The organism is Mesorhizobium sp. BR1-1-4 (genome assembly GCF_020165375.1).
Lineage (GTDB): Bacteria > Pseudomonadota > Alphaproteobacteria > Rhizobiales > Rhizobiaceae > Mesorhizobium > Mesorhizobium australicum.
Genome location: NZ_JAIUIB010000001.1, coordinates 591,432 through 614,040, shown reverse-complemented (window position 1 = coordinate 614,040; position 22,609 = coordinate 591,432). Strand labels below are relative to the sequence as shown.

General features: G+C 64.3%; 20 protein-coding genes. 13 read left to right on the top strand and 7 right to left on the bottom strand.

What is annotated here, in order from left to right:
• The first annotated feature begins 9 nt into the window (after positions 1-9).
• The 4 genes from LB571_RS03040 (at position 10) to LB571_RS03025 (ending at position 4,422) form a co-directional block, all read left to right on the top strand.
• Complete coding sequence (locus tag LB571_RS03040) at positions 10-981, top strand: GlxA family transcriptional regulator (protein ID WP_224592170.1); 972 nt, start codon at positions 10-12, stop codon at positions 979-981.
• A gap of 150 nt (positions 982-1,131) precedes the next feature.
• Positions 1,132-2,436, top strand: coding sequence for a M24 family metallopeptidase (locus tag LB571_RS03035; protein WP_224592168.1), 1,305 nt, complete (start codon positions 1,132-1,134; stop codon positions 2,434-2,436).
• Positions 2,437-2,772: 336 nt separating this feature from the next.
• Entirely contained in the window at positions 2,773-3,453 is a 681-nt protein-coding gene (locus LB571_RS03030; protein ID WP_224592164.1) for an isochorismatase family protein, read from the top strand.
• Between the two features lie 18 nt (positions 3,454-3,471).
• On the top strand, positions 3,472-4,422 hold the full coding sequence (locus LB571_RS03025) for an alpha/beta hydrolase (RefSeq protein ID WP_224592161.1): 951 nt from the start codon (positions 3,472-3,474) through the stop codon (positions 4,420-4,422).
• A gap of 19 nt (positions 4,423-4,441) precedes the next feature.
• Here the strand turns inward: LB571_RS03025 and dnaQ are convergent, their stop codons facing one another.
• From dnaQ to LB571_RS03000, 5 genes are all read right to left on the bottom strand, one after another.
• On the bottom strand, positions 4,442-5,170 hold the full coding sequence (gene dnaQ, locus LB571_RS03020; RefSeq protein WP_015314803.1) for a DNA polymerase III subunit epsilon: 729 nt from the start codon (positions 5,168-5,170) through the stop codon (positions 4,442-4,444).
• Between the two features lie 89 nt (positions 5,171-5,259).
• Positions 5,260-5,841 carry a dephospho-CoA kinase gene (gene coaE, locus LB571_RS03015; RefSeq protein ID WP_224592158.1) on the bottom strand — a complete coding sequence of 194 codons (582 nt, stop codon included), beginning with the start codon at positions 5,839-5,841 and terminating at the stop codon, positions 5,260-5,262.
• Positions 5,838-6,695 (bottom strand): shikimate dehydrogenase, encoded by an 858-nt coding sequence (locus LB571_RS03010; RefSeq protein WP_224592155.1) that lies wholly within the window; start codon positions 6,693-6,695, stop codon positions 5,838-5,840. Before LB571_RS03010 ends, coaE begins: the two co-directional genes overlap by 4 nt.
• On the bottom strand, positions 6,688-7,287 hold the full coding sequence (locus LB571_RS03005; RefSeq protein ID WP_140660365.1) for a Maf-like protein: 600 nt from the start codon (positions 7,285-7,287) through the stop codon (positions 6,688-6,690). The genes LB571_RS03010 and LB571_RS03005 overlap by 8 nt, the downstream gene beginning before the upstream one ends.
• Before the next feature lie 282 nt (positions 7,288-7,569).
• Positions 7,570-8,391, bottom strand: coding sequence for a pyruvate, water dikinase regulatory protein (locus LB571_RS03000; RefSeq protein WP_224592152.1), 822 nt, complete (start codon positions 8,389-8,391; stop codon positions 7,570-7,572).
• Positions 8,392-8,795: 404 nt separating this feature from the next.
• On the opposite strand from LB571_RS03000, the gene hemE reads away from it, so the two are divergent.
• The 3 genes from hemE (at position 8,796) to rho (ending at position 11,794) form a co-directional block, all read left to right on the top strand.
• Complete coding sequence (gene hemE / locus LB571_RS02995) at positions 8,796-9,827, top strand: uroporphyrinogen decarboxylase (RefSeq protein ID WP_224592149.1); 1,032 nt, start codon at positions 8,796-8,798, stop codon at positions 9,825-9,827.
• Positions 9,827-10,363 (top strand): protoporphyrinogen oxidase HemJ, encoded by a 537-nt coding sequence (gene hemJ, locus LB571_RS02990; protein ID WP_140719578.1) that lies wholly within the window; start codon positions 9,827-9,829, stop codon positions 10,361-10,363. Before hemE ends, hemJ begins: the two co-directional genes overlap by 1 nt.
• Positions 10,364-10,528: 165 nt before the next feature.
• On the top strand, positions 10,529-11,794 hold the full coding sequence (gene rho / locus LB571_RS02985) for a transcription termination factor Rho (protein ID WP_015314810.1): 1,266 nt from the start codon (positions 10,529-10,531) through the stop codon (positions 11,792-11,794).
• Positions 11,795-11,852: 58 nt separating this feature from the next.
• Here rho and LB571_RS02980 read toward each other — a convergent pair whose 3' ends face one another.
• Complete coding sequence (locus LB571_RS02980) at positions 11,853-13,871, bottom strand: thioredoxin domain-containing protein (protein ID WP_224592248.1); 2,019 nt, start codon at positions 13,869-13,871, stop codon at positions 11,853-11,855.
• Between the two features lie 72 nt (positions 13,872-13,943).
• Here LB571_RS02980 and mnmE point away from each other — a divergent pair, with 72 nt between their 5' ends.
• The 5 genes from mnmE (at position 13,944) to LB571_RS02955 (ending at position 19,786) form a co-directional block, all read left to right on the top strand.
• Complete coding sequence (gene mnmE, locus LB571_RS02975) at positions 13,944-15,272, top strand: tRNA uridine-5-carboxymethylaminomethyl(34) synthesis GTPase MnmE (RefSeq protein ID WP_224592147.1); 1,329 nt, start codon at positions 13,944-13,946, stop codon at positions 15,270-15,272.
• A 194-nt stretch (positions 15,273-15,466) separates the two neighbouring features.
• A complete protein-coding gene (gene mnmG, locus LB571_RS02970) occupies positions 15,467-17,350 on the top strand; it encodes a tRNA uridine-5-carboxymethylaminomethyl(34) synthesis enzyme MnmG (RefSeq protein ID WP_224592143.1) in 1,884 nt (627 codons plus the stop codon).
• Positions 17,347-17,979: a 16S rRNA (guanine(527)-N(7))-methyltransferase RsmG gene (gene rsmG / locus LB571_RS02965; protein ID WP_140876120.1), complete on the top strand. Its 633-nt coding sequence runs from the start codon at positions 17,347-17,349 to the stop codon at positions 17,977-17,979. Before mnmG ends, rsmG begins: the two co-directional genes overlap by 4 nt.
• 54 nt (positions 17,980-18,033) lie before the next feature.
• Positions 18,034-18,834: a ParA family protein gene (locus LB571_RS02960; RefSeq protein ID WP_031251964.1), complete on the top strand. Its 801-nt coding sequence runs from the start codon at positions 18,034-18,036 to the stop codon at positions 18,832-18,834.
• Between the two features lie 67 nt (positions 18,835-18,901).
• On the top strand, positions 18,902-19,786 hold the full coding sequence (locus LB571_RS02955) for a ParB/RepB/Spo0J family partition protein (protein ID WP_140618171.1): 885 nt from the start codon (positions 18,902-18,904) through the stop codon (positions 19,784-19,786).
• Between the two features lie 154 nt (positions 19,787-19,940).
• Here LB571_RS02955 and holA read toward each other — a convergent pair whose 3' ends face one another.
• On the bottom strand, positions 19,941-20,984 hold the full coding sequence (gene holA, locus LB571_RS02950; RefSeq protein ID WP_224531600.1) for a DNA polymerase III subunit delta: 1,044 nt from the start codon (positions 20,982-20,984) through the stop codon (positions 19,941-19,943).
• A 389-nt stretch (positions 20,985-21,373) separates the two neighbouring features.
• Here holA and LB571_RS02945 point away from each other — a divergent pair, with 389 nt between their 5' ends.
• Positions 21,374-22,606, top strand: a complete 1,233-nt coding sequence (locus LB571_RS02945; RefSeq protein WP_015314818.1) for a 3-methyl-2-oxobutanoate dehydrogenase (2-methylpropanoyl-transferring) subunit alpha — start codon at positions 21,374-21,376, stop codon at positions 22,604-22,606.
• The last annotated feature ends 3 nt before the right edge of the window (positions 22,607-22,609 follow it).

Below are 22,609 nucleotides of genomic sequence, written 5' to 3'. Positions count from 1 at the left end.
CCGGACGTCATGGCCACACGCGAACCACCCAAACCCACGGACGCCCCGCTCACCTTCGCGGTGCTGGTGTTCCCCGGCTTTCCGATGATGGCGTTCAGTTCCGTCATCGAGCCACTGCGCGCCGCCAACATACTGGCGAAGCGGGAATGCTACCGCTGGATCATCGTCGGGGCGACCCAAGGGACGGTCGAGGCCTCGAACGGCGTCGTCATCCAGCCAGGCTTTTACGCCGAGGCAGCGCCCAAGGTCGACCGCATCGTGGTCTGCTCGGGCGGCGACGCCGACCATCTCGTCGCCGAGGACGCCGCGAGCTGGATCCGCCGCAGCCTGCGCGCCGGCGCTCATATCGGCGCGGTCGCGGACGCGGCGTTCTTCCTCGCCCGCGCGGGCCTGCTCGACGGCCATGCCTGCACCTTGCACTGGACCAGCCAGGCCGCCTTCACCGAGGCGTTCCCCAACATCGAGCTGCGCCGCGATCTCTACGTCATCGACCGCAAGCGTTTTACCTCGGCCGGCGGCGTCGGCAGCCTCGACATGATGCTGGAGATCGTCACCCGCGACTACGGCGCCGAGCTTGCCGCGGGCGTCGCCGAATGGTTCGTGCACAGCCAATTGCGCTCGAGCGTCGACCGCAAGCTGATGCCGCTGCGCCTGCGCACCGGCGTGCAGAACGAGCTGGTGCTGTCGGCCATCGCCATCATGGAAGACGCGGTGGAGGAGCGGCTCGGCATGGCCGAGCTGACGGCGAAGCTCGGCGTTTCCTCCGACAAGCTCGAACGCTCGTTCCGCTCCGAACTCGCCATCTCGCCCAACGGCTATTATCGGCGGCTCAGGCTGAAACGCGCCGCCGACCTGCTGGCGCATTCGACGCTTGCCGTGCGCGACGTGGCGCTGGCCTGCGGCTTTGCCTCGATGTCGAGCTTTGCCCGGGCTTTTCGAGAGGAGCATGGCCATGCGCCGAAGATGGCGAGAAGGCATTAGCGCGAGCGTTGACGCGGGAGGCGTTGGCGGGACAGCGCCCCCCCTCTGTCCTGCAGCGGTATCCCGCACAACCCACGCGGTTTTCCGCACAATCGCCCCGATCCCCCTGCGCCATGCTCTGGCCCTACACCCAGCCAAAGGCCAGACCCCATGAGCATCGTCGTATTCGACCCCGACAGCACGGAGGACGTCGACTTCAAGGACCGCATGCGCCACCCGGCGGCGGCCGATCCGGCCGGCGGCATGTGGCTGTCGGACACCGAGCCGTCCTTCATCGATGCCGATGCCCTGCGCAAAGGCCGGCTGGCGAAACTGCGCGGCTGGATGCGCGAGGCCGGCTATGGCGGCGTCGTTTTGTTCGACCCCTACAACCAGCGCTACGCCACCGGTTCGCGCAACATGTTCGGCTATTTCCTGCGCAATTCGACCCGCTATTTCTTCATTCCGACCGACGGGCCGATCGTGCTGTTCGAATATCCGCAGAGCTACCATGTCTCCATGGTGCTCGACACGATCGATGAAGCGCGTCCTTCCAAGCTTGTCTGGTCTTCCGTGTCGGGCCGCGACGACAAAACCGCCGGTCCCTTCGCCGACGAGATCGCCGAACTGTTGAAGCAACATGGCGGCGGCTCGATGAAGCTCGGCCTTGACCGCTGCAGCCATCTGCAGGCACTCGCCCTGGAGAAGCGCGGCTGCGAGGTCCGGGACTGCCAGGGCGAGATCCTCGCCGTGCGCGCGGTCAAGACGCCGGAGGAGGTCAAATGCCTGCTGGCCTCGATGGCCGGCGCCGAAGCCGCCGTCTATGCGGTGCGCGAAGCGATCAAGCCCGGCGTTTCCGAGAACGAGCTGTTCGCCATCATGTATGGCGAGGTCATACGCCAGGGCGGCGAGTTCATCGAAACGCGGCTGCTGACCTCGGGCCAGCGCACCAATCCGTGGTTCAATGAAGCCAGCGGCCGCAAGATCAGGCCCGGCGAATTGCTGGCGCTCGATACCGACACGATCGGCTGTTACGGTTATTATTCGGATTTTTCGCGCACCTTCCGCTGCGGGCCGGGCAGACCGACCCCTTATCAGAAATCGCTCTACCGCATGGCGCATGATCAGGTTCAGCACAATATTTCGATCGTGAAGCCCGGCATGGCGTTCCGCGAGATCGCCGAGAAGGCGTGGAAAATTCCGGACCGCTTCGTCGACCAGCGCTACACCTCGGTCATGCACGGCGTCGGCATGCATGGCGAGACACCGTTCATCGCGCATGCCATGGATTACGAGACCTATGGCCGCGACGGCCATATCGTGCCAGGCATGGTGGTGAGCGTGGAAAGCTATATTGGCGAGAAGGGCGGCCGCGAAGGCGTCAAGCTGGAGGACGAAATCCTGATCACCGAGACCGGCACCGAGCTTCTGTCGCGCTTTCCGTATGAGGATGAGTTTTTGGAGACGCAGGTTTGATGTGGATCCGTGTCCGTCAACAACCGGAGCGAACGCCCCTTGCTTTCGTCATCCTAGGGCGGAGCAAGGAGCGCAGCGACGCAGCGCAGACCTCTGGAGCTGCTCCGCAGCCCAAGGGATCCATGTCGTGACGACAAAGCGTCGCAACGGCTACGGAATTCTGCTCCGCTGCACCATTCGATCGAGGTCACGGCATGGATCCCAGGGTCTCCGCGACGGAGCTTCGCTCCTGCTTCGCCCTGGGATGACGACGTTGGGGAGGCGACGGCCAATCATCAGGGCTAGCGCCAGCTCGCTGAACCGAACGGCGCTGAGCGCCAATCCTGGCGCATCCGCATGAAAGCCCCCATTTCCATCCGCCCCGGCACGGTGGCCGCTGTGTTCATCGACCTGCAGGAAGAGCATCGGCGGGACAAGCGCTACCTCGTCGAGGGCTATGAAGAAATCCTCGGCAACGTCCAGCGCCTGCAGGCGGCGGCGCGGCAAAACCATGTGCCGCTTCATCACTGGGCCTATATCGTCGATCTCGACAGCCAGGACCGGCCCTTTCATCCGGTCGGCGAAGACGGCAAGTCGGCCTTTTCCGACAAGAGCGACCCGCTGACCGAGATCTGCCACGAGGTGGCGCCGGCGAATGGCGAGGCGCTGCTGATCAAGGCCGAGGCCAGCGCCTTCCGCTCCGGTCCGGCTGGCGACCGGCTCAAGGCTTCCGGCGTCGAATGGCTCGTCATGGCTGGCGTGTGGACCGAGGCCTGCATCGACGCGTCGGTCAGGGATGCCGTGGCAAGGGGCTTTCGCGTGCTTTTGGTCAAGGATGCCTGCGGCAGCGGCAGCGCGGCCATGCACCAGACCGGCATCCTCAACCTTGCCAACCGGCTCTATGGCGGCGCGGTTACCGACACCGGCGGCGCCTGCCGGCTGTTGGCCGGCGAAACGGTCACCGTCTGGCAGGTCGAAGGCTCTGTACCCCTGCGCTTCACTTTTGAAAACGCCGCCCGTCTCTATGCCGAGCTTTGACGTGCCCCTCGGATTGAAATGACCAGCCGCGGCAAATACGGACCATGGCTCGACCCGGCGCTCTGGGCCTATATCGACAGCGTCAACGCCTGGTACCCGCCGGAGATCGCCGGCCTGCCGATCGACAAGCAGCGCGCGGTCTATGCCAGGATGTGCCGGGCCTTTCACCAGGGCCGTCCGCCTGGGGTCAAGGCCACCGACAGCCTGGTCGCCGCTTCGAACCATGATATCCCGGTCCGCCGTTACCGGCTCGCCGGCGCCACACCGCGCGCGACAGTGCTCTATTTCCACGGCGGCGGTTTCATCCTCGGCGGGCTCGAAAGCCATGACGACATCTGCGCCGAAATCTGCGCCGGCACCGGCTTCGACGTTGTGTCGGTCGATTACCGGCTGGCGCCCGAGCATCTCCACCCCGCCGCCTTCGACGATGCGCTGGTGGCTTTCGAATGGGCGGCGGCGACCGGCGAGCCGCCGCTCTTGCTCTGCGGTGAAAGTGCGGGCGGCAATCTGGCGGCGGCGGTGGCACAGGCCACGCGTCACCATCCGCGCGCCTCGATCGGCCAGTTGCTGATCTATCCCGATCTCGGCGGCCACGAGGCGATCGGCTCCTACGTGGAACACGCCGATGCGCCGCTGCTGTCGACAAGCGACGCCGCCTTCTACCGCGATGTCCGCTCAGCCCGGAAGCAATCGCCTGGCGATCCGACCTTCGCGCCGCTGCGCGACCGCGACTTTTCCGACCTGCCGCCAACGGTGATCATCACGGCCGAATGCGATCCGCTGTCGTCGGACGGCGAAGTCTATCGCGACCTTATCCTGGAGGCCGGCGGCAAGGCCTGGTGGCATGAGGAGCCCCGTCTCGTGCACAGTTTCCTGCGCGCCCGCACAACCGTGCCGGCCGCGGCGGAGGCTTTTGCGCGCATCATTGCGGCCGTTGCCGCGCTGGGCCGGGGGGAATGGCCCTACTGAGGCCGCTCCTCCGATGGCTTTATGAGGACAGCGCCTGGGCTGCTTCCTGGGGGGAGGCTTTCAGCCACAGCGCCTTTTCGCCGAGCGTCGCAACCATGGCGGCGTGCGCCGCGCGCTCCGCTTCGGTCAGGCGGGGCAGCAGCGGCGCCGGGCGCTCGGCGACGATGATCTCGATATGCCTGACATTGTTGCCGCCCTGGGCCGGCGCGGTGGCGCTGTCGAGGATCAGTGCGGCCTGCTTGCCGCCGATCAGCTCGATATAGACTTCCGCCAGCAATTCGGAATCGAGCAGGGCGCCGTGCTTGGTGCGCTTGGTATTGTCGATGCCGTAGCGCCGGCACAGCGCGTCGAGCGAATTGGGCCCCATCGGGTGCTTGCGGCGCGCCAGGGCCAGCGTGTCGACGACAAGCCCGTTGTCGACAGGCGGGTGGCCGAGCCGCCCGAATTCGACATTGAGGAAGCCGATATCGAAGGTGGCGTTGTGGGCGACCAGCTTGGCGCCTTCCGTGAATTTCAGCCATTCCTCGGCAATTTCGGCGAAGCTCGGCTTGCCCGCGAGATCGGCCGCGCTGATGCCGTGCACGGACTGCGCCTCGGCATGGATCGCGCGGCCTTGCGGGTTGATATAATGATGGAAGGTCCTGCCGGTCGGAAAGCGATTGACCAGTTCGACGCCGCCAAGCTCGATCACGCGGTCGTCGCGCGAATCGAGGCCGGTGGTTTCCGTATCGAAAATGATCTCACGCATCGAATCAGGTCGCTCCTGGGGAGCAGAATCGCCAGACCGGAACAAAATGGCAATGGGCAATGCTGACGGCCTGCCGTCAGGAGCCCGACTTATCCCTTGATTTCGGCGATGATCGAAGCAACCGCCGCACGCGCGGCGTCCAGCCCCTCGCCGGTGTCGATGACGAAATCGGCCAGCCGGCGCTTTTCGGCATCCGGCACCTGCTTGGCCAGAATCGACGCCAGTTTTTCCTCGCTCATGCCAGGCCGCGCCAGCACGCGCTGGCGCTGGACTTCGGCCGGCGCCGTCACCACGACGACCTTGTCGACGCGGCCACGGCCGCCGGTTTCGAACAGCAGCGGGATGTCGAGGACCACGATCGATTCGCCCGCTTCACGATGCCTGGTCAGGAAGGCATCGGCATCGGCACGGACCAGCGGGTGGATAATGGCTTCGAGTTTTTTCAGGGCCGCGGCATCGCCGAGCACCCGGGCGCCGAGTTTTGCGCGGTCGACGCTTCCGTGAACCGTGGTGCCGGGAAAGGCGGCCTCGACCAGCGGGGCGGCTTTGCCGGCATAGAGGCGGTGCACCGTCTCGTCGGAATCATGCACCGGAACGCCTGCCTCGGCGAACATCCTGGCCGTGGTCGACTTGCCCATGCCGATCGAGCCGGTGAGGCCGAGCACGATCATGATTTCGGCACCCGGGATTTGGGCACCAGATCGGCAACGATGAGTGCGCGCAGTTCAGCCGTCACCTTCGGCCTGACGCCGAACCAGCGTTCGAAGCCGGGCACCGCCTGGTTGAGCAGCATGCCGAGCCCGTCGACCGTCTTCAGCCCCCGTGCCCGCGCGACAGCGAGCAGTGGGGTCTCGAGCGGCACATAGACGATGTCGTTGACCACAGCGTGGGCGGGCAGACCCCTGGGGTCGGCGGCCAGATCCCCGTTGCCCTGCATGCCCAGCGCCGTGGTGTTGACCAGCAGGCCGGCGTCGCGCAGCAATTCGCCGGTCGCCGCCAGGGGATGCGCGGACACCCCGGCGCCAAAGCGGTCGCGCAATTCGATTGCCCGGGCGAGCGTGCGATTGACGATGCGGATATCACGGAGGCCGCGCGCCTTCAGCGCATGGATCACGGCACGGGCGGCCCCCCCGGCACCCAGCACCACGGCAGGGCCATTGGCCGCCCAGCCCGGAGCGTGGTCGTCGAGATTGGCGGCAAAGCCATGGCCGTCGGTGTTGCCGCCCCACAAATTGCCGTCCTCGAACCACAACGTGTTGACGGCGCCGATCTCGTCGGCCGCATGGTCGCGGCGCGCGACCCCGGCAAAAGCCGCCTCCTTGTGCGGGATGGTTACGTTGCCGCCGCGATAACCGTTCGCCTGCAGCGTCGCCAGGAATTCGGCGAAGTTTTCGGGCGCCACATCGATCGCCTGATAACTGCCATCAATGCCATGCTTGGCCAACCAGTGACCGTGGATCATCGGCGAGCGCGAATGTTTTATGGGGTGGCCGGTGACGAAGGCCTTTTTCGAGGTTTCAGCCATCGATGGCTCCCAGTGCGCGCAGTTCCGCCAGCAACGGCAGCAGCGGCAGGCCGACAATGGTAAAATGGTCGCCTTCGATTTTTTCGAACAGCTGGATGCCTTCGCCCTCGACCTGGTAGGCGCCGACACTCGACAATGCCTTGACGCCGACCCGGGCCAGATGCCGGCCGATGAAGGCGGGGTCGAGCTTGCGCATGGTCATCGAGGCGATGCCGACATGGCGCCACAGCACCTTGCCGTCGCGCACCAGAACGGCGGCGCTGTTGAGCTGATGGGTCTTGCCCGACAACGCCAGGAGATGGCGGCGCGCGCCCTCCATGTCCGCCGGCTTGTGAAAGACCTCGTCGCCGAGCGACAAAGTCTGGTCGCAGCCAAGCACCAGTGCCCCGGGCCGGCGCTCGCTGACTTCGGTGGCCTTGGCTTCGGCGAGCACCAGCGCGACGTCCTCGGGCGAGGCGCCGCTGTCCTGCAACGGCGCTTCCAGCGCCCGCTCGTCCAGCGTCGCGGGAACCGCCTCGATGTCGACGCCGGCATCGACCAGCATCGCCTTGCGGAACGGGCTGCCTGAAGCGAGGATGATTTTTTCTGTCATTTTGCACTCGGGCGCAGACACAGGCGCGGTTGGAGTGTGAGCTGTTTTACTTTGTAAAGTTAGCGCCGCCCCTCATTGTCCTGCCGGACATTTCTCCCCGTATAGAGACGGGGAGAAAGGGCAGCTTCAACGCGGGCCCTCTTTTCGGCCACGCTGGTGATTGGCGAAGCCATCGATGACAGGCCCCCTCTCCCCGTCTCTATACGGGGAGAGGATGCCGGCAGGCAGGTGAGGGGCGGCGCTAACCTTCCGCGGCAAGCCTCGGAAAACCTCTTGGCTGATCTATCGCGTCTTCCCCCGCAGGGCAACGATCGCCGCCGCCGTTTCCTCGATCGAACGGCGGCTGACGTCGATCATCGGCCAGCCGTGGCGGGTGCAGATCTGGCGGGCGTAGGCGAGTTCCTCGTTGATGGCGGCGCGGTCGACATACTCGGTCGGCACATAGGTGCTCGAATTGCCGAGGATGCGGTTCTGGCGCACATGCGAGATGCGCTCGGCGGTGGCGATCAGCCCGACGACCAGCGGCGCCCTGGCGTTGACCAGGCTTTCTGGCACCGGCACGCCGAGCACGATCGGGATGTTGGCGGTCTTGATGCCGCGGTTGGCGAGATAGATGCTGGTCGGCGTCTTCGAGGTGCGCGATATGCCGATCAGCACGACATCGGCGTCATCCATGTTTGCCGGCAGCTGGCCGTCATCATGGTCCATGGTGAAATTGAGCGCGTCGATGCGCCGGAAATATTCGGCATCGAGAACATGCTGGGCGCCGACGCGGCGGCCGGCCGGCGTCCCGAGATAGGACTGGAAGACCGTCAGCACCGGCTCCAGCACGGACACGCAGGGCAGGCCCATGGCCGCGCAGCGTTCGTCGATGCCGCGTGCCAGCTTCTGGTCGACCACCGTGTATAGGATGATGCCCGGCTCCTCCTCGATGTCCTCGAAGACCTTGGCTATCTGCTTTTCGGTGCGGATGAGCGGGTAGATGTGCTCGATGGCGCGTGCATCCTTGTATTGCGCTGAAGCCGCGCGGCCGGCGGCGAGCAGGGTTTCGCCCGTGGCATCGGAAATCAGATGCAGGTGAAAGAAGCTCTGGGGTTTGTTCACAGGGATCACCTGGGGCTGTGGGCGGATGTGGATAAGATCGGACGGGCCGACGGGCCGGCCGAAGGCGACTGTATCAGATGCCGGTTTGTCCACAATTCGATGCGCTGTCAGCTTCTCCGGGCGGCTGGGGACAAGTCCGTGGACGAAGCATTTTGCCTTTTGCTCGTCCACAGGGCAGGTCTCCAGGGCATCAGACCTAGCGCATTGACTCCAGTGGCGGATTCCTGATTGTCCCCAGAACCCTGCCAGCCGCGATCGGTAGTGCGCGACAATATGCTTGCTGGCGTTTTGGCGGCCAAAGCGGGACAGGTGACAACCACCACAACCAACAGACTCTTAGAATCAGAAGACTCTTTTAAAATAAGATATTTGATTAAGAGGAAGCCGGGAGAGGCGAGCGCTCGATGCCTGCAAGACGGATCATGCTGGATGTGCTGAAAGGCGAGGCGGTGTTTCCTCCTCCGCTCTGGATGATGCGACAGGCCGGGCGCTATCTGCCGGAATATCGTGAGACGCGAAGACGGGCCGGCTCGTTCCTTGATCTCTGCTACGATCCCGAGCTTGCCGTGGAAGTGACGCTGCAGCCGATCGAGCGCTTTGGCTTCGACGCTTCGATCGTGTTTTCGGACATCCTTGTCGTTCCCCATGCGCTTGGCCGCGACGTGCGCTTCGAGGAAGGGCGTGGGCCGCTGCTGACGCCGATTTCGGCGGCCGAGATTCCGGCGCTGGAAAGCGATGTGTTTCACGTGAATCTCGAACCGGTCTACGAGACGCTTCGCCGGCTGCGGGCGAAATTGCCCGACGAGACGACGCTGATCGGCTTTTGCGGCGCGCCGTGGACGGTGGCGACCTATATGATCGCCGGCCACGGCACCCCGGACCAGGCACCGGCGCGGCTGTTCGCCTACCGCGAGCCGGCGGCGTTTGGGCAGCTGCTGAAAGTGCTCGCCGACCATTCGGCGTCCTATCTGATCCGGCAGATCGAGGCCGGGGCGGATGTCGTGCAGATTTTCGATTCCTGGTCGGGGGTGCTCGACGATGCCTCGTTCGAACGCTTCTGCGTCGAGCCGGTGGCCGAGATCGTCAGGCAGGTTCGGGCGGTCCATCCCGATGTGCCGATCATCGGTTTTCCCAAGGGCGCCGGCGCCCGCTACCAGAGCTACCGCGAGAAGACCGGCGTGACGGGGCTGGGCATCGACTGGACGGTGCCGCTGGAGGCCGCGAAGGCGTTGCAGCGGCAAGGCGCCGTCCAGGGCAATCTCGATCCGTTGCGGCTGGTCGCCGGCGGGCAAGCGTTGGCCGATGGCGTCGAGGCGATCCTCCAGGCGCTGGGGAATGGGCCGCTGGTCTTCAATCTCGGCCACGGCATCACGCCGGAGACGCCGGTGGCGCATGTCGAGGCGATGGTGAAACAGGTTCGGAGCGCGGCACGCTGATGGCTGACAGAGATAACACCAACAGCACCGGCCAGGCGATGAAGCGCATGGTCGTTGGCATCGCTGTCCTGATTGTTCTTACCGCGCTTTTGTTTTTCTTCGCGCCCGAAAGCTTCTACCCCTGGGCAAAGGCGATCCATATCCTCGCCGTCATCTCCTGGATGGCCGGGATGCTTTATCTGCCGCGGCTGTTCGTCTATCACGTCGATGCGCAGAAAGGCTCCGTGCAGTCGGAGACTTTCAAAGTGATGGAGCGGCGCCTGCTGCGCGGCATCATCAATCCGGCGATGATCCTCACCTGGGTGTTCGGGCTGTGGCTGGCCTGGAAGATCTTTGCGTTCCAGGGCGGCTGGCTGCATGCCAAGATCGGCCTGGTGCTGATTTTGTCGGGCATTCACGGCTATCTGGCCGGCGCGGTGCGCAAATTCGCCGAGGACCGCAACGAAAAACCGGCAAGGCACTGGCGGATCGTCAACGAGATCCCCACATTGCTGATGATCGCAATCGTGATCCTGGTCGTCGTGAAGCCCTTCTGAGACTTCATCGGACCCGCTCAAAAGGCGGCTTGCTCTTTCAGCCGACCGACGATACAAGACGGGTCTTCCTTCCCGTCATGCGCCGCCCGTCATTGCTTTCGGCCGCGCCCGGCATTTGTCGCATCCCGCCGATCTTTCCCCCAAAGCCTACCCAGAGTCCGTCTAATGCAAGAAATGAAACTCACCGAGTTCAAGAACAAGAAGCCGCCAGAGCTGATCGCTTATGCCGAATCGCTCGAGGTCGAGAACGCCAGCGTCATGCGCAAGCAGGAACTGATGTTCGCGATCCTGAAGAAGCTCGCCGCCCAGGACATCGAGATCATCGGTGACGGCGTGGTCGAGGTGCTGCAGGACGGTTTTGGCTTCCTGCGCTCCGCCAATGCCAATTATCTGCCAGGTCCCGACGACATCTACATCTCGCCGTCGCAGATCCGGCGCTTTTCGCTGAAGACCGGCGATACGGTCGAAGGGCCGATCCGCAGCCCGAAGGAGGGCGAGCGCTATTTCGCGCTGCTCAAGGTCAACACGATCAATTTCGACGATCCCGAGAAGATCCGCCACAAGATCCACTTCGACAATCTGACGCCGCTCTACCCGACCTCTCGGCTGAAGATGGAGGTCGACAATCCGCCCGGCAAGGACATCTCGCCTCGCGTCATCGACCTGGTGGCGCCGATCGGCAAGGGCCAGCGCGCGCTGATCAACGCACAGCCGCGCACCGGCAAGACGGTGCTGTTGCAGAACATCGCGCACTCGATCACCGCCAATCATCCGGAATGCTACCTGATCGTGCTGCTGATCGACGAGCGGCCCGAGGAAGTCACCGATATGCAGCGTTCGGTCAAAGGCGAAGTCATCTCCTCGACCTTCGACGAGCCGGCGGTGCGCCACGTCCAGGTCGCCGAAATGGTCATCGAGAAGGCCAAGCGGCTGGTCGAGCACGGCCGCGATGTGGTGATCCTTCTGGATTCGATCACTCGCCTGGGCCGCGCCTACAACACCGTCGTGCCGTCCTCCGGCAAGGTGCTGACCGGTGGTGTCGACGCCAATGCGCTGCAGCGCCCGAAGCGTTTCTTCGGCGCCGCGCGCAACATCGAGGAAGGCGGCTCGCTCACCATCATCGCCACCGCGCTGATCGACACCGGCAGCCGCATGGACGAAGTCATCTTCGAAGAGTTCAAGGGCACCGGCAACTGCGAAATCCAGCTCGACCGCAAGGTGGCGGACAAGCGCATCTATCCGGCCATCGACATCCTCAAATCCGGCACCCGCAAGGAAGACCTGCTGGTGTCGCGCCAGGACCTGCAGAAGATCTTCGTGCTGCGCCGCATCCTGGCGCCGATGGGAACCACCGACGCGATCGAGTTCCTGATCGACAAGCTGAAGCAGACCAAGACCAATGGCGATTTCTTCGATTCGATGAACACGTAATCGAGGCGCGGCAGAGCCTTATCTTCGTCATCCTCGGATCAAGCCCGAGGATGACGAATCACTTTCGCCGCAACAATCCTTCCAATTCGTCAACATCCGTAACCACCGGCAGGCAGACCTGGCCGGTGCACAACCAGGCGCCGCGCCGGTTGGTCGGAGGCAGGATTCCGCCGGGGAGCAAGGGTCGATTCGCCGCCGTACCGATTGGCACCACGATATCGACGCGACGCGGATCCGGGTTTCGATTCGCCACCTGAATGAGCTTCGGATCCTCCAGCCCGTCCACGATGACCAGTTTCAGCGGCTCGAGGGCAAGCGCGCAGGCATTGACGATACCCACCTGGCCATAGGCCTGGTGCGCCGCTCGGCCGGCAGCATGCTCGGCCGTTTTCCCCGCCTTCTCCTGCAAGTCGAGGTTGCCGGTAATAGAAGCCAGCCGGACCTGCGCCTCGATGATCTGGCTGGTGGCCGAGGGGATGGCCTCGTCGACATCGCCCCGGATGCGGATCGGCACGTCGGTGCTGTCCGAGGCAGTCAGATAATAGCCCGTGCCTTCCACGTCAGCGTGCCAATGGTCGAGCTGTCCAAGGAACTGGCTGGCCTGCTCGACGTAGCTCCAGTCCTCAGTGGCCTCGAACAGCGAGATGGCCGCGTTGGTCATGGCGGCATAGTCGCTCGACAGTGCGGGAAACAGTTTCCGGACACCAAGCATGGAATGCGGCAAGCGACCGTCGCGGCCGGCTTTGCCGATATGGGCAAAGGCCTTGGCCGCGGCCTCGATCCAATCCGGCCGCGCCAGCGAACGCCCCGCCTCGGCGAGGGCGGCGATCATCAGGCCGTTCCAGTCGGTAAGGGTCTTTGCGTCCAGGCCCGGCCTGACGCGTTGTTCCCGGACAGTGAGAAGCCTTGTCTTGAGCGGGACAAGCCGCTCCCGGTCGGCAACACCAAACGCCTGCTGGGAGAGGGTCTGATGGAGCACCGGCTTACCTTCCCATCCGGGCGGGCTGGAAAGGCTGAAGTAATTGAAAAACAAGGTTGAATCGTCTCCAAGAACAGATTCGATCTCCCCCCTGCTCCAGGTGTAGAACAGGCCTTCCTCGCCATCGCTATCGGCATCGAGGCTGGCGGCGAAGGCGCCGCCTTCGACACGCATTTCGCGCAGCAGCCAGTCGACCGTGTCCTCGATTCGGACCCGGAACAAATCATTGCCGGTCGCCGCGAGGGTCCAGTTGCAGAAGCGGATGAGCTGCGCATTGTCGTAGAGCATCTTCTCGAAATGGGGCACCAGCCATTCGGCGTCCGTCGAGTAGCGGCTGAGCCCGCCGCCGATGTGATCGTAGATGCCGCCGCTCAGCATATGTTCGAGGCTGACGAGGACGTCGTCGCGATGCGGGGCATTGCCGTCCCGCAGCCAGGACAGCCACAGCGTCTGCATGAACGGCGCGTTCGGGAATTTCGGCGCGCCGGCGAGCCCGCCGCGGTCGCGGTCGATCATGCCACTGACGCGGCCGGCAAGGTCGGACAGCGTATCGCGATCGAGAAGTGCCTTGGAATGCGTGGCCGAGAGCCGCGCCTCGACATGCGAGGTCAGGCCGTCGGCGCTCTGGTGCAGGCTTGCCCGTTTCTCGCGCCATGCCTTGTCGACCGCTTCCATCACCTGGATGAACCCCGGACGGCCATAGCGCGGCTCGCGCGGGAAGTAGGTGCCGCCCCAGAACGGTTTGCCATCGGGGGTCAGGAACATGGTCAGCGGCCAGCCGCCTTGCTCGCCCATCGAGGACAGGGCCGCCATATAGATCTGGTCGATGTCGGGGCGCTCCTCGCGGTCGACCTTGATATTGACGAACAGACGGTTCATGACGGCGGCGACGTCGTCGTTCTCGAAGCTTTCATGGGCCATGACATGGCACCAATGGCAGGCGGCGTATCCGACGGAGAGCAGGATAGGCCTGTCCAGCGCCTTTGCCTCTTCCAGCGATGCCGGTGACCATCCCCGCCAATGTACGGGGTTGCCGCTGTGCTGCTGCAGATAGGGGCTGGCCTCGTCGGCAAGCAGGTTTTGCGCGGGCAATGTCACAATGGCCAACTTTCAGGAGCAATCCGGGGCGGTGATGAAGCGAAAGCTAGGGCGGTTCGGTAGAGCGGGCAAATGATTTCAGGCGATTCGATCGTGGCGCTGTCGAGCGGCCGGCTTCCGGCCGGAGTCGCGGTGCTGCGCATATCCGGCCCGCAGACTCGATTCGTGATCGAAACGATCGTTGGCGGCATGGTTAAGGCGCGGTCCGCGGTCCTGCGCAGATTCAGGGCTCCGGATGGAACCGTGCTCGATACAGGCTTGGTTCTGTTCTTTCCCGGTCCAGCGAGCTTCACCGGCGAGGATGTCGCCGAGTTCCATGTTCATGGCGGGCGCGCCGTGGTGGCCAGGATGCTGGAAACGATCGCTGATTTCGACGGCGTCAGGCATGCCGAGCCGGGAGAATTCACGCGCCGCGCCTTCTTCAACGGCAAGGTCGATCTGGTCGAGACGGAGGCGCTGGCCGACCTCGTCAATGCTGAAACCGAGGCGCAGCGGCGTTTTGCCATCCAGAACGCCGGGGGCGCGCAGAGCGCGCTCTACCTCGGCTGGCGTCGGCGCCTGATCCATGCGCGGGCCATGATCGAGGCCGAGATCGACTTCGCCGATGAAGACGATGTACCGGGTTCCGTTTCGGATACGGTTTGGTCCGACGTGAGGTCGATGATATCGGAGATCGACCGCCACATTGCCGGCTTCCATGCCGCCGAGATCATCCGCGACGGCTTCGAGGTCGTCATTCTCGGCGCGCCCAATGCCGGCAAGTCCAGCCTGTTCAATGCCTTGGCGCGGCGCGATGCCGCTATTGTAACGGATGAACCCGGCACCACCCGAGATTTGCTGGAGGTGGTGCTGGATCTCCGGGGTTTGCGCGTTAGGTTGACCGACACGGCCGGGTTGCGGGAAGCGCCTGGCAAAATCGAGGCGATCGGCATCGAGAAGGCAAGAGCCAAGGCGGATCGCGCCGATCTACTTCTGCTGCTCGAGGACGCCGCGGGCCCCAAGCACGCCGGCCCGCTGCCAATGTCGACACCGGCATTGCGCGTCGGCACCAAGCTCGACCTGCTCGACAAGGGAGCGATCCAGGATGCAGCTGGGCGCTACGAGTTTGGTATATCGGTGGTCGACGGGACGGGTGTGGATGGATTGCTGGCGGAGATCGGTCGCCGCGCTGCCGAGGCGGCCGGCGTTAGCGGCGATGTGCTGCCGTCACGGCTACGCCATGTCGAGTTGCTCGACGCGGCGAACCGGCATCTGCACCGCGCCGCCGATGAACGCATGCCTCAGGAATTGCGCGCCGAAGAGCTGCGCCTGGCAGCGGATCGCCTGGGACGGATAGTGGGTGCGGTGGAGGTCGAAGACTTGCTCGACGTGATCTTTTCCCAGTTCTGCATTGGAAAATGACTCACGTGAAACATAATGGCTGCCGAAGCTCGTGCTGACTCACGTGAAACAATCAAACGGTAATTCACGTGAAACGCCGCTAGGAGCGGGGTTTTGCTGTTTCACGTGAAACGCCTGCGCGGAAGTTTTCTTGACAGTCCCGCCTCGCGGGGACATGTGTCGCTCATCTTCTTCGAGTCCGGGACCTATATGGAATGACCGATCACTATGATGTGGTTGTGGTGGGCGGCGGCCATGCGGGTTGCGAAGCGGCCAGCGCCGCCGCGCGCGCCGGCGCCAGCACTGCATTGGTGACGCTGCGTTTCGACACGATCGGCGTGATGTCGTGCAACCCTGCCATCGGCGGGCTCGGCAAGGGGCACCTGGTGCGTGAGATCGACGCCATGGACGGGCTGATGGGCCGTGTGGCTGACGCAGCCGGCATTCAGTTCCGCCTGCTCAACCGCCGCAAGGGTCCGGCGGTGCGCGGCCCGCGGACGCAGGCCGACAGAAAACTCTATCGCCTTGCCATGCAGGAAGCGATTCGGCAGCAAAACGGTCTTGAGATCGTCGAGGGCGAAGTTCTCGATTTCGAGATCTCCGATGGAGATATCGTAGCGGTTCTCCTGGCTGACGGCCGCCGGCTTGCCTGCGGCGCCGTGGTGCTGACGACGGGAACCTTCCTGCGCGGGCTCATTCACATCGGTGAAAAGAAGATCGTCGCGGGCCGCATGAACGAGAAGGCCAGCATGGGGCTGTCGGCAACGATGGACCGCGCCGGCTTCAAGCTCGGGCGGCTCAAGACCGGCACGCCGCCGCGACTGGACGGACGAACCATCGATTGGGCGTCGCTGGAAAGCCAGGCGGCGGACGAGAATCCCGTACCGTTCTCGCTGATGACCGACCGTATCGTGACGCCGCAGATCGATTGCGGCATCACCCGCACGACGACAGCCACGCATGAGCTGATCCGCGCCAATCTTGGCCGCTCGGCCATGTATTCCGGCTCGATCGAAGGGGTTGGGCCGCGTTATTGTCCGTCGATCGAGGACAAGATCGTCAAATTCGGCGACCGGGACGGGCACCAGATCTTCCTCGAGCCGGAGGGGCTCGACGACCACACCGTCTATCCCAACGGCATTTCGACCTCGCTGCCGGAAGACGTTCAGCTCGAGGTATTGAAGACTATTCCCGGTTTGGAGCATGCGGCCATGCTGCAGCCTGGCTATGCCATCGAATATGATCATGTCGATCCGCGCGAACTGCATCCCACACTTGAGACCAGGCGCGTTGCCGGGCTTTTTCTGGCCGGGCAGATCAACGGCACGACCGGTTATGAAGAGGCCGCCGGCCAGGGCCTGCTCGCCGGCGTCAATGCGGCGCGGCGGGCGGCGGGCGGCGCACCGATCGTGCTCAGCCGCACCCAGGCCTATATCGGCGTGATGGTCGATGATCTGACCAGTCGCGGCATCAGCGAACCCTATCGGATGTTCACCTCGCGGGCCGAGTTCCGGCTCTCGCTGCGCGCCGACAATGCCGATGAGCGGCTGACGCCGCTGGCGCAGACGCTGGGGATCGCCTCGCCGGAGCGGATGCAGCGTTATGGCGATGTCATGCAGCGGCTGAATGAAGCGCGCGAGATGGCGCTTTCGTTGACCATGACGCCGAACGAGGCGGCACGGCACGGTTTGGAGATCAATCGCGACGGCGTGCGCCGGTCCGGCTTTGAACTGCTGGCCTATCCCGGTGTCGATGTGGCTTGGCTGGCTGGGGTTGAACCGAAATTTCACGACGTCGATGCCAGGACCGCGGAGCGGCTCGAAACGGAAGCGAAATATTCGGTTTATCTGGATCGCCAGAGCACCGATGTCGCGCAGATCCGGCGTGAAGAGAGCCGGCTGATTCCGGACACCGTAGATTTTGCCGGCGTGCCCGGCCTGTCCAATGAGCTGAAGCAGAAGATGCAGGCGCGGCGGCCGCGCTCCATCGCGGAGGCGCAGCGCATGGAAGGCATGACGCCGGCGGCGTTGGCGATCATCGTCGCGCATGTCCGCCATTGGGAATCGGTGCGGAAAGCCGAGCAGAGGGATGTGGCGTGAGTTCCTTCTCTCGCGAGCGCCTGCAGGAGGCCGCCGGCCCCGTTTCACGTGAAACATTCGATCGCCTGGTGGCGTTCGAAGCGATGTTCCAGAAATGGAACCGCAGCATCAATCTCGTGGCGCAGTCGACCTCGGGCGATGTCTGGCAGCGCCACATCCTGGACAGCGCGCAACTTGCTGGGATAGAGCCCGATGCCATGCATTGGGTCGACATTGGTTCTGGTGGCGGATTTCCCGGGCTTGTCATGGCCTTTCTGCTCGGCGACCGCCCGGGCGCCAGCATCGATCTGGTCGAAAGCAACCGCAAGAAAGCGTCGTTTTTGCAGACGGTCGTCGGGCAGTTCGGTCTGCCGGCGCGGGTCGTGGCGCGCCGCATCGAGGACAGCCATGTGCTTGTTTCGAAGCCGGAAATCGTCACCGCACGGGCGCTGGCACCGCTTTCGGTGCTGCTGGACCTGTCGGCCCCATGGCTGGCCTCGGGCGCGCGGGCGCTGTTCCACAAAGGCCGGGATTATCGCGCCGAAGTGCAAGAAAGCGTTAACCGGTGGACCTTCGATCTGGTAGAACATCCAAGCGTGACCGACGCCAGCGGCGTCATCCTCGAATTGTCCAATGTGCGACCTGTCTGAACCGAGACCGGTCTGAGTGTTCGGCGACCCAAGATGAATTTCTGGCATAGACCCATGATGAAGAACGGCCCTCGAATCATCACCGTAGCCAACCAGAAGGGCGGCGTCGGCAAGACCACCACCGCCATCAATTTGGCCACCGCGCTGGCGGCAATCGGCGAGAAAGTGCTGATCGTCGACCTCGACCCGCAGGGCAATGCCAGCACCGGCCTCGGCATCGACCGCAAGGACCGGACGGTTTCGTCCTACGATGTGCTGACGGGCGAACTGGATCTGGAAGCCGCCGCCATTCCGACCGCGGTGCCCGGCCTCTCCATCGTTCCTTCGACGCTGGACCTGCTCGGCATCGAGATGGAGATCGCCTCGGCACCCGACCGGGTGCTCAAGCTGCGCAACGCGCTGCGTGCCGCGACCGAGCGCGGGGCGCCCTTCGGCTATGTGCTGATCGACTGCCCGCCCTCGCTCAATCTTTTGACTTTGAATTCAATGGCGGCGGCCGATTCCGTTCTCGTGCCGCTGCAATGCGAGTTCTTCGCGCTGGAGGGTCTCAGCCAGCTGCTCGAGACGGTCGAGCAGGTGCGTCGCTCGATCAATCCGGACCTCACCATCCAGGGCATCGTGCTGACCATGTATGACGGCCGCAACAATCTGGCCAATCAGGTGGTGCAGGATGTGCGCGAGCATATGGGCGACAAGGTCTACGAGACGATCATTCCGCGCAATGTGCGGGTGTCCGAAGCCCCGTCCTATGGCAAGCCGGCAATTCTCTATGACCTGAAATGCTCGGGCAGCCAGGCCTATCTGCAATTGGCCTCCGAAGTGATCCGCCGCGAGCGCAAATTGCGCGCCGCTTGATTAGAACCGATGCACATTTAACAGCCGATTCGATACCGAAACGAGCCGAAATAGACGTGGAATAAAGATGAGCGAAGATCTATCGAGGAAAAGACTGGGTCGCGGACTGGCAGCACTGATCGGCGAGATCGATCGCCCGGCGGCCCCGGAAAAGCCCGGCATGAGCGCCGACGGCAAGGTGCCGATCGAGTTCATCAGCGCCAATCCGAAAAATCCGCGCCGGCATTTCGGCGATGCCGAACTGACCGACCTTGCCCAGTCGATCCGCGAACACGGCGTGGTGCAGCCGGTCGTGGCGCGGCCTTCGCCGACGCAGGCCGGCCGCTACGAGATCATTGCCGGCGAGAGGCGCTGGCGGGCGGCGCAGCGCGCCGGGCTGACCGAGATCCCGGTCATCATCCGCGACGTCAACGATCGCACCGCGCTGGAACTGGCGATCATCGAGAACGTCCAGCGCGCCGACCTCAATCCGGTCGAAGAAGCGCAGGGTTACCAGCAGCTCATCGACGACCATGGCTACACCCAGGCCGATCTTGGCCAGGTCATCGGCAAGAGCCGCAGCCATGTCGCCAACACGTTGAGATTGTTGAAGCTTCCCGACGTGATCCGCGACATGCTGGTCGACGGCGCGCTGTCGGCGGGCCACGCCCGCACGCTGGTGACGGCGGAGGATCCGGCGGGCCTCGCCAAGCGCATCGTCGAGGAGGGACTTTCCGTGCGCCAGGCCGAAGCGCTGGCGCAGATGCCGGCCGGCGCCAGTTCCAACGGCACCAAACCAGCCGCGCCTGCCGCCGAAAAGGACGCCGACACGCTGGCGCTGGAAAAGCTGCTCACCGACACGACCGGCATGATCGTCACCGTCGACCACAAGGGCAAGGGCGGGGTGCTGCGGGTCGCCTATCGCAGCCTGGAACAGCTCGACGAGCTGTGCAGGCGGCTGAAGCAGGATTGACATTTAGCCGGCAAATTATGCGATACAGCGTTGTTCCCGGCGTTCGGCGCCGCCCCTCATCCCCCTGCCGGGACCTTCTCCCCGTATAGAGACGGGGAGAAGAGGCTGGGTGTGCGACGCCGGCGCCTTTCTGTGACGCCGGCGGCCAATTTCTCTACCGCTGTCCCAGCCTCGCGCTTTCAACCGCGATGCCGAGCAGCGCCTGCCTTGCGAGCGCGACGGACAGGTCGGGGCGCCGCCGCGTCTGCAGCACGGCCTGATGCAACCGGGTCAGCGCGCGGCCGAGCGCTTCGCTGTTCCAGCGCTCCAGGGTCTTCTCCACCAGCTTGCGCCTGGAGAAAAAGACCGGCGGCCGCGCGGCGGCAACGACGGAAGCGGCGTTGCGGCCGCCGGTCTCCATCTGGCCGCGCATGACCTGGATCTGCTGGAGCTGCCGCATCGCCGAGGACAGCACCTGGAAGGGCTGCCCGCCGCCCTGGCAGTGGCGCGTGAAAGCGGTGTCGAAGTCGCCGACCTTGCCTTCGAGCAGCGCGTCGACGGCATCGTCGTAAGAGGCGCCAGACACGTCGCCGGACATGGCTCTCACCTCTTCCAGCCCGATCTCCTTCTGGCCGTGGGCGTAGAGGACGAGTTTTTCGATCTCACCGCGCGAGGCCAGCCGGTCGCCACCGAGATTGCGGCGCAGCGCCTGCCGCGCCTCCAGTGTCATCGCCATGCCGGCCTTGCGCAGTTCGTCGTCGATGACCGTGTCGATGTCACGGGCCTCATCGGCGTAGCAAGGCAGCGCCATGGCATTGTCCGCGCCCTCGACCACGGCGCGCAGCCCGACGCCTTTCTTCAGATCGCCGGCCTCAATGAGAATGATGGCGTCCCGCACCGGCTCCGCCGTCAGCGCCTTGACGTCGTCGGCCAGAGCCTTCTGGCCGCTGGCATTGCGCACCCAGAGCAGCCGCCGGTCGGAAAACATCGGCACGGTGCGGGCCTCGTCGAGCAGGCGGCCCTCGTCGCGATCGACCTCCGAACCCTCGAGCCTGACCACCGAGAACGGGTCGTCGAGCGGCAGGCCGGTCTTTCCGGCAAAGGCCTTCGCCCGCTCGGAGACAAGGCCGCGATCGGGGCCATAAAGCAGGACGATCGAGATGCGCGGATCAGGCCGCGCCAGCCAACCGTCGACCTCGAAAGCTTTCTTCTGTGCCATGGAGGGTGGTTAGCATGATGCGGGGATGGAGTGAACGTCTTCCGGTTCGGATCGCCAACCTTGGCCCATTCCTCTCCCCCGATCGACGGGGGAGAGGAAGGGCGCCAAGGTTGGCGATCCCCAATTTCCCCTGCCTGCGGAGGCACAAAAGGAGGCGTGGAACCAAGTCTCGCCAGCCAATCACTTTATCTGGCGACAAACACGGCACAACCATGCGCCAAATTGCGCGCGGCCGCCCAACATCGACAAGAAATTTCGCGGACATATCTTCATCTTGAGCGGGGAAGGCCGGATCGGCCGGCGCGGCCGGAACCGACACCCGACGCATTCGCACTGGCGGCGCGGATATGCAAATATCCCTGCCAGGCAACATTGGAGGACTCGAGGTCATGGCCGATGCTGGGATGTTGCGGTTTCACGTTCCGGAGCCGGAAGTGCGACCGGGCGGGACGCCTGATTTCTCCAATGTGACCATCGCCGAGGCCGGCTCCGTGCCACGCCCCGACATCGACGTCGATCCGCGCACCATCCGCGACATGGCCTTTTCGATCATCCGGGTGCTGAACCGCAATGGCGAGGCCGTCGGGCCGTGGGCCGGGCTGCTGTCCAGCGAGGAATTGCTGGAAGGCCTGCGCAACATGATGACGCTGCGGACCTTCGATGCGCGCATGCAGATGGCGCAGCGCCAGGGCAAGACCTCCTTCTACATGCAGCATCTCGGCGAGGAGGCGGTGAGCTGCGCTTTCCGCAAGGCGCTCGCGCCCGGCGACATGAATTTCCCGACCTATCGCCAGGCCGGCCTGCTGATCGCCGACGGCTATCCGATGGTCACGATGATGAACCAGATCTATTCCAACGAGGCCGATCCGCTGAAGGGCCGACAGCTGCCGATCATGTATTCGTCGAAGGAGCACGGCTTTTTCTCGATCTCGGGCAATCTGGCCACGCAGTATATCCAGGCGGTCGGCTGGGCGATGGCGTCGGCGATCTCCAACGATTCCAGGATCGCCGCGGCCTGGATCGGCGACGGCTCGACGGCGGAATCCGATTTCCATTCGGCGCTGGTGTTCGCCTCCACCTACAAGGCGCCGGTCGTGCTCAATGTCGTCAACAACCAGTGGGCAATCTCGACTTTTCAGGGCATCGCGCGCGGCGGCTCCGGCACCTTCGCGGCCCGGGGGCTCGGCTTCGGCATCCCGTCGCTGCGCGTAGACGGCAATGATTATCTGGCCGTGCACGCGGTGGCCAAATGGGCGGCGACAAGGGCGCGGGACAATCTCGGGCCGACGCTGGTCGAATATGTCACCTACCGCGCCGGCGCTCATTCGAGCTCGGACGATCCCTCCGCCTACCGGCCGAAGACCGAGTCCGACGCCTGGCCGCTCGGTGACCCGGTCGTGCGGCTGAAGAACCATCTCATCAAGCTCGGTGTCTGGTCGGACGAACGGCATGCGCAGGCCGAGGCCGAAATCCTCGACACGGTGATCGCGGCGCAGAAGGAAGCGGAAAGCCACGGCACGCTGCATGCCGGCGGCAAGCCGTCGACGCGCGAGATGTTCGAAGGTGTGTTTGCCGAGATGCCGCCGCATCTCAGGCGCCAGCGCCAGCAGGCGGGAGTCTGAGCC

Coding starts and splice junctions, on each gene's coding strand:
- LB571_RS03040 (WP_224592170.1), top strand. CDS start 10: ATGGCCACACGCGAACCACCCAAACCCACGGACGCCCCGCTCACCTTC.
- coaE (WP_224592158.1), bottom strand. CDS start 5,841: ATGATCGTGCTCGGCCTCACCGGCTCGATCGGCATGGGCAAGTCGACC.
- LB571_RS03005 (WP_140660365.1), bottom strand. CDS start 7,287: ATGACAGAAAAAATCATCCTCGCTTCAGGCAGCCCGTTCCGCAAGGCG.
- LB571_RS02945 (WP_015314818.1), top strand. CDS start 21,374: ATGGCCGATGCTGGGATGTTGCGGTTTCACGTTCCGGAGCCGGAAGTG.
- dnaQ (WP_015314803.1), bottom strand. CDS start 5,170: ATGCGTGAGATCATTTTCGATACGGAAACCACCGGCCTCGATTCGCGC.
- LB571_RS03010 (WP_224592155.1), bottom strand. CDS start 6,695: ATGGCTGAAACCTCGAAAAAGGCCTTCGTCACCGGCCACCCCATAAAA.
- rho (WP_015314810.1), top strand. CDS start 10,529: ATGCAAGAAATGAAACTCACCGAGTTCAAGAACAAGAAGCCGCCAGAG.
- mnmE (WP_224592147.1), top strand. CDS start 13,944: ATGATTTCAGGCGATTCGATCGTGGCGCTGTCGAGCGGCCGGCTTCCG.
- LB571_RS03025 (WP_224592161.1), top strand. CDS start 3,472: ATGACCAGCCGCGGCAAATACGGACCATGGCTCGACCCGGCGCTCTGG.
- LB571_RS03035 (WP_224592168.1), top strand. CDS start 1,132: ATGAGCATCGTCGTATTCGACCCCGACAGCACGGAGGACGTCGACTTC.
- LB571_RS02955 (WP_140618171.1), top strand. CDS start 18,902: ATGAGCGAAGATCTATCGAGGAAAAGACTGGGTCGCGGACTGGCAGCA.
- mnmG (WP_224592143.1), top strand. CDS start 15,467: ATGACCGATCACTATGATGTGGTTGTGGTGGGCGGCGGCCATGCGGGT.
- holA (WP_224531600.1), bottom strand. CDS start 20,984: ATGGCACAGAAGAAAGCTTTCGAGGTCGACGGTTGGCTGGCGCGGCCT.
- hemE (WP_224592149.1), top strand. CDS start 8,796: ATGCCTGCAAGACGGATCATGCTGGATGTGCTGAAAGGCGAGGCGGTG.
- LB571_RS02960 (WP_031251964.1), top strand. CDS start 18,034: ATGATGAAGAACGGCCCTCGAATCATCACCGTAGCCAACCAGAAGGGC.
- LB571_RS03030 (WP_224592164.1), top strand. CDS start 2,773: ATGAAAGCCCCCATTTCCATCCGCCCCGGCACGGTGGCCGCTGTGTTC.
- hemJ (WP_140719578.1), top strand. CDS start 9,827: ATGGCTGACAGAGATAACACCAACAGCACCGGCCAGGCGATGAAGCGC.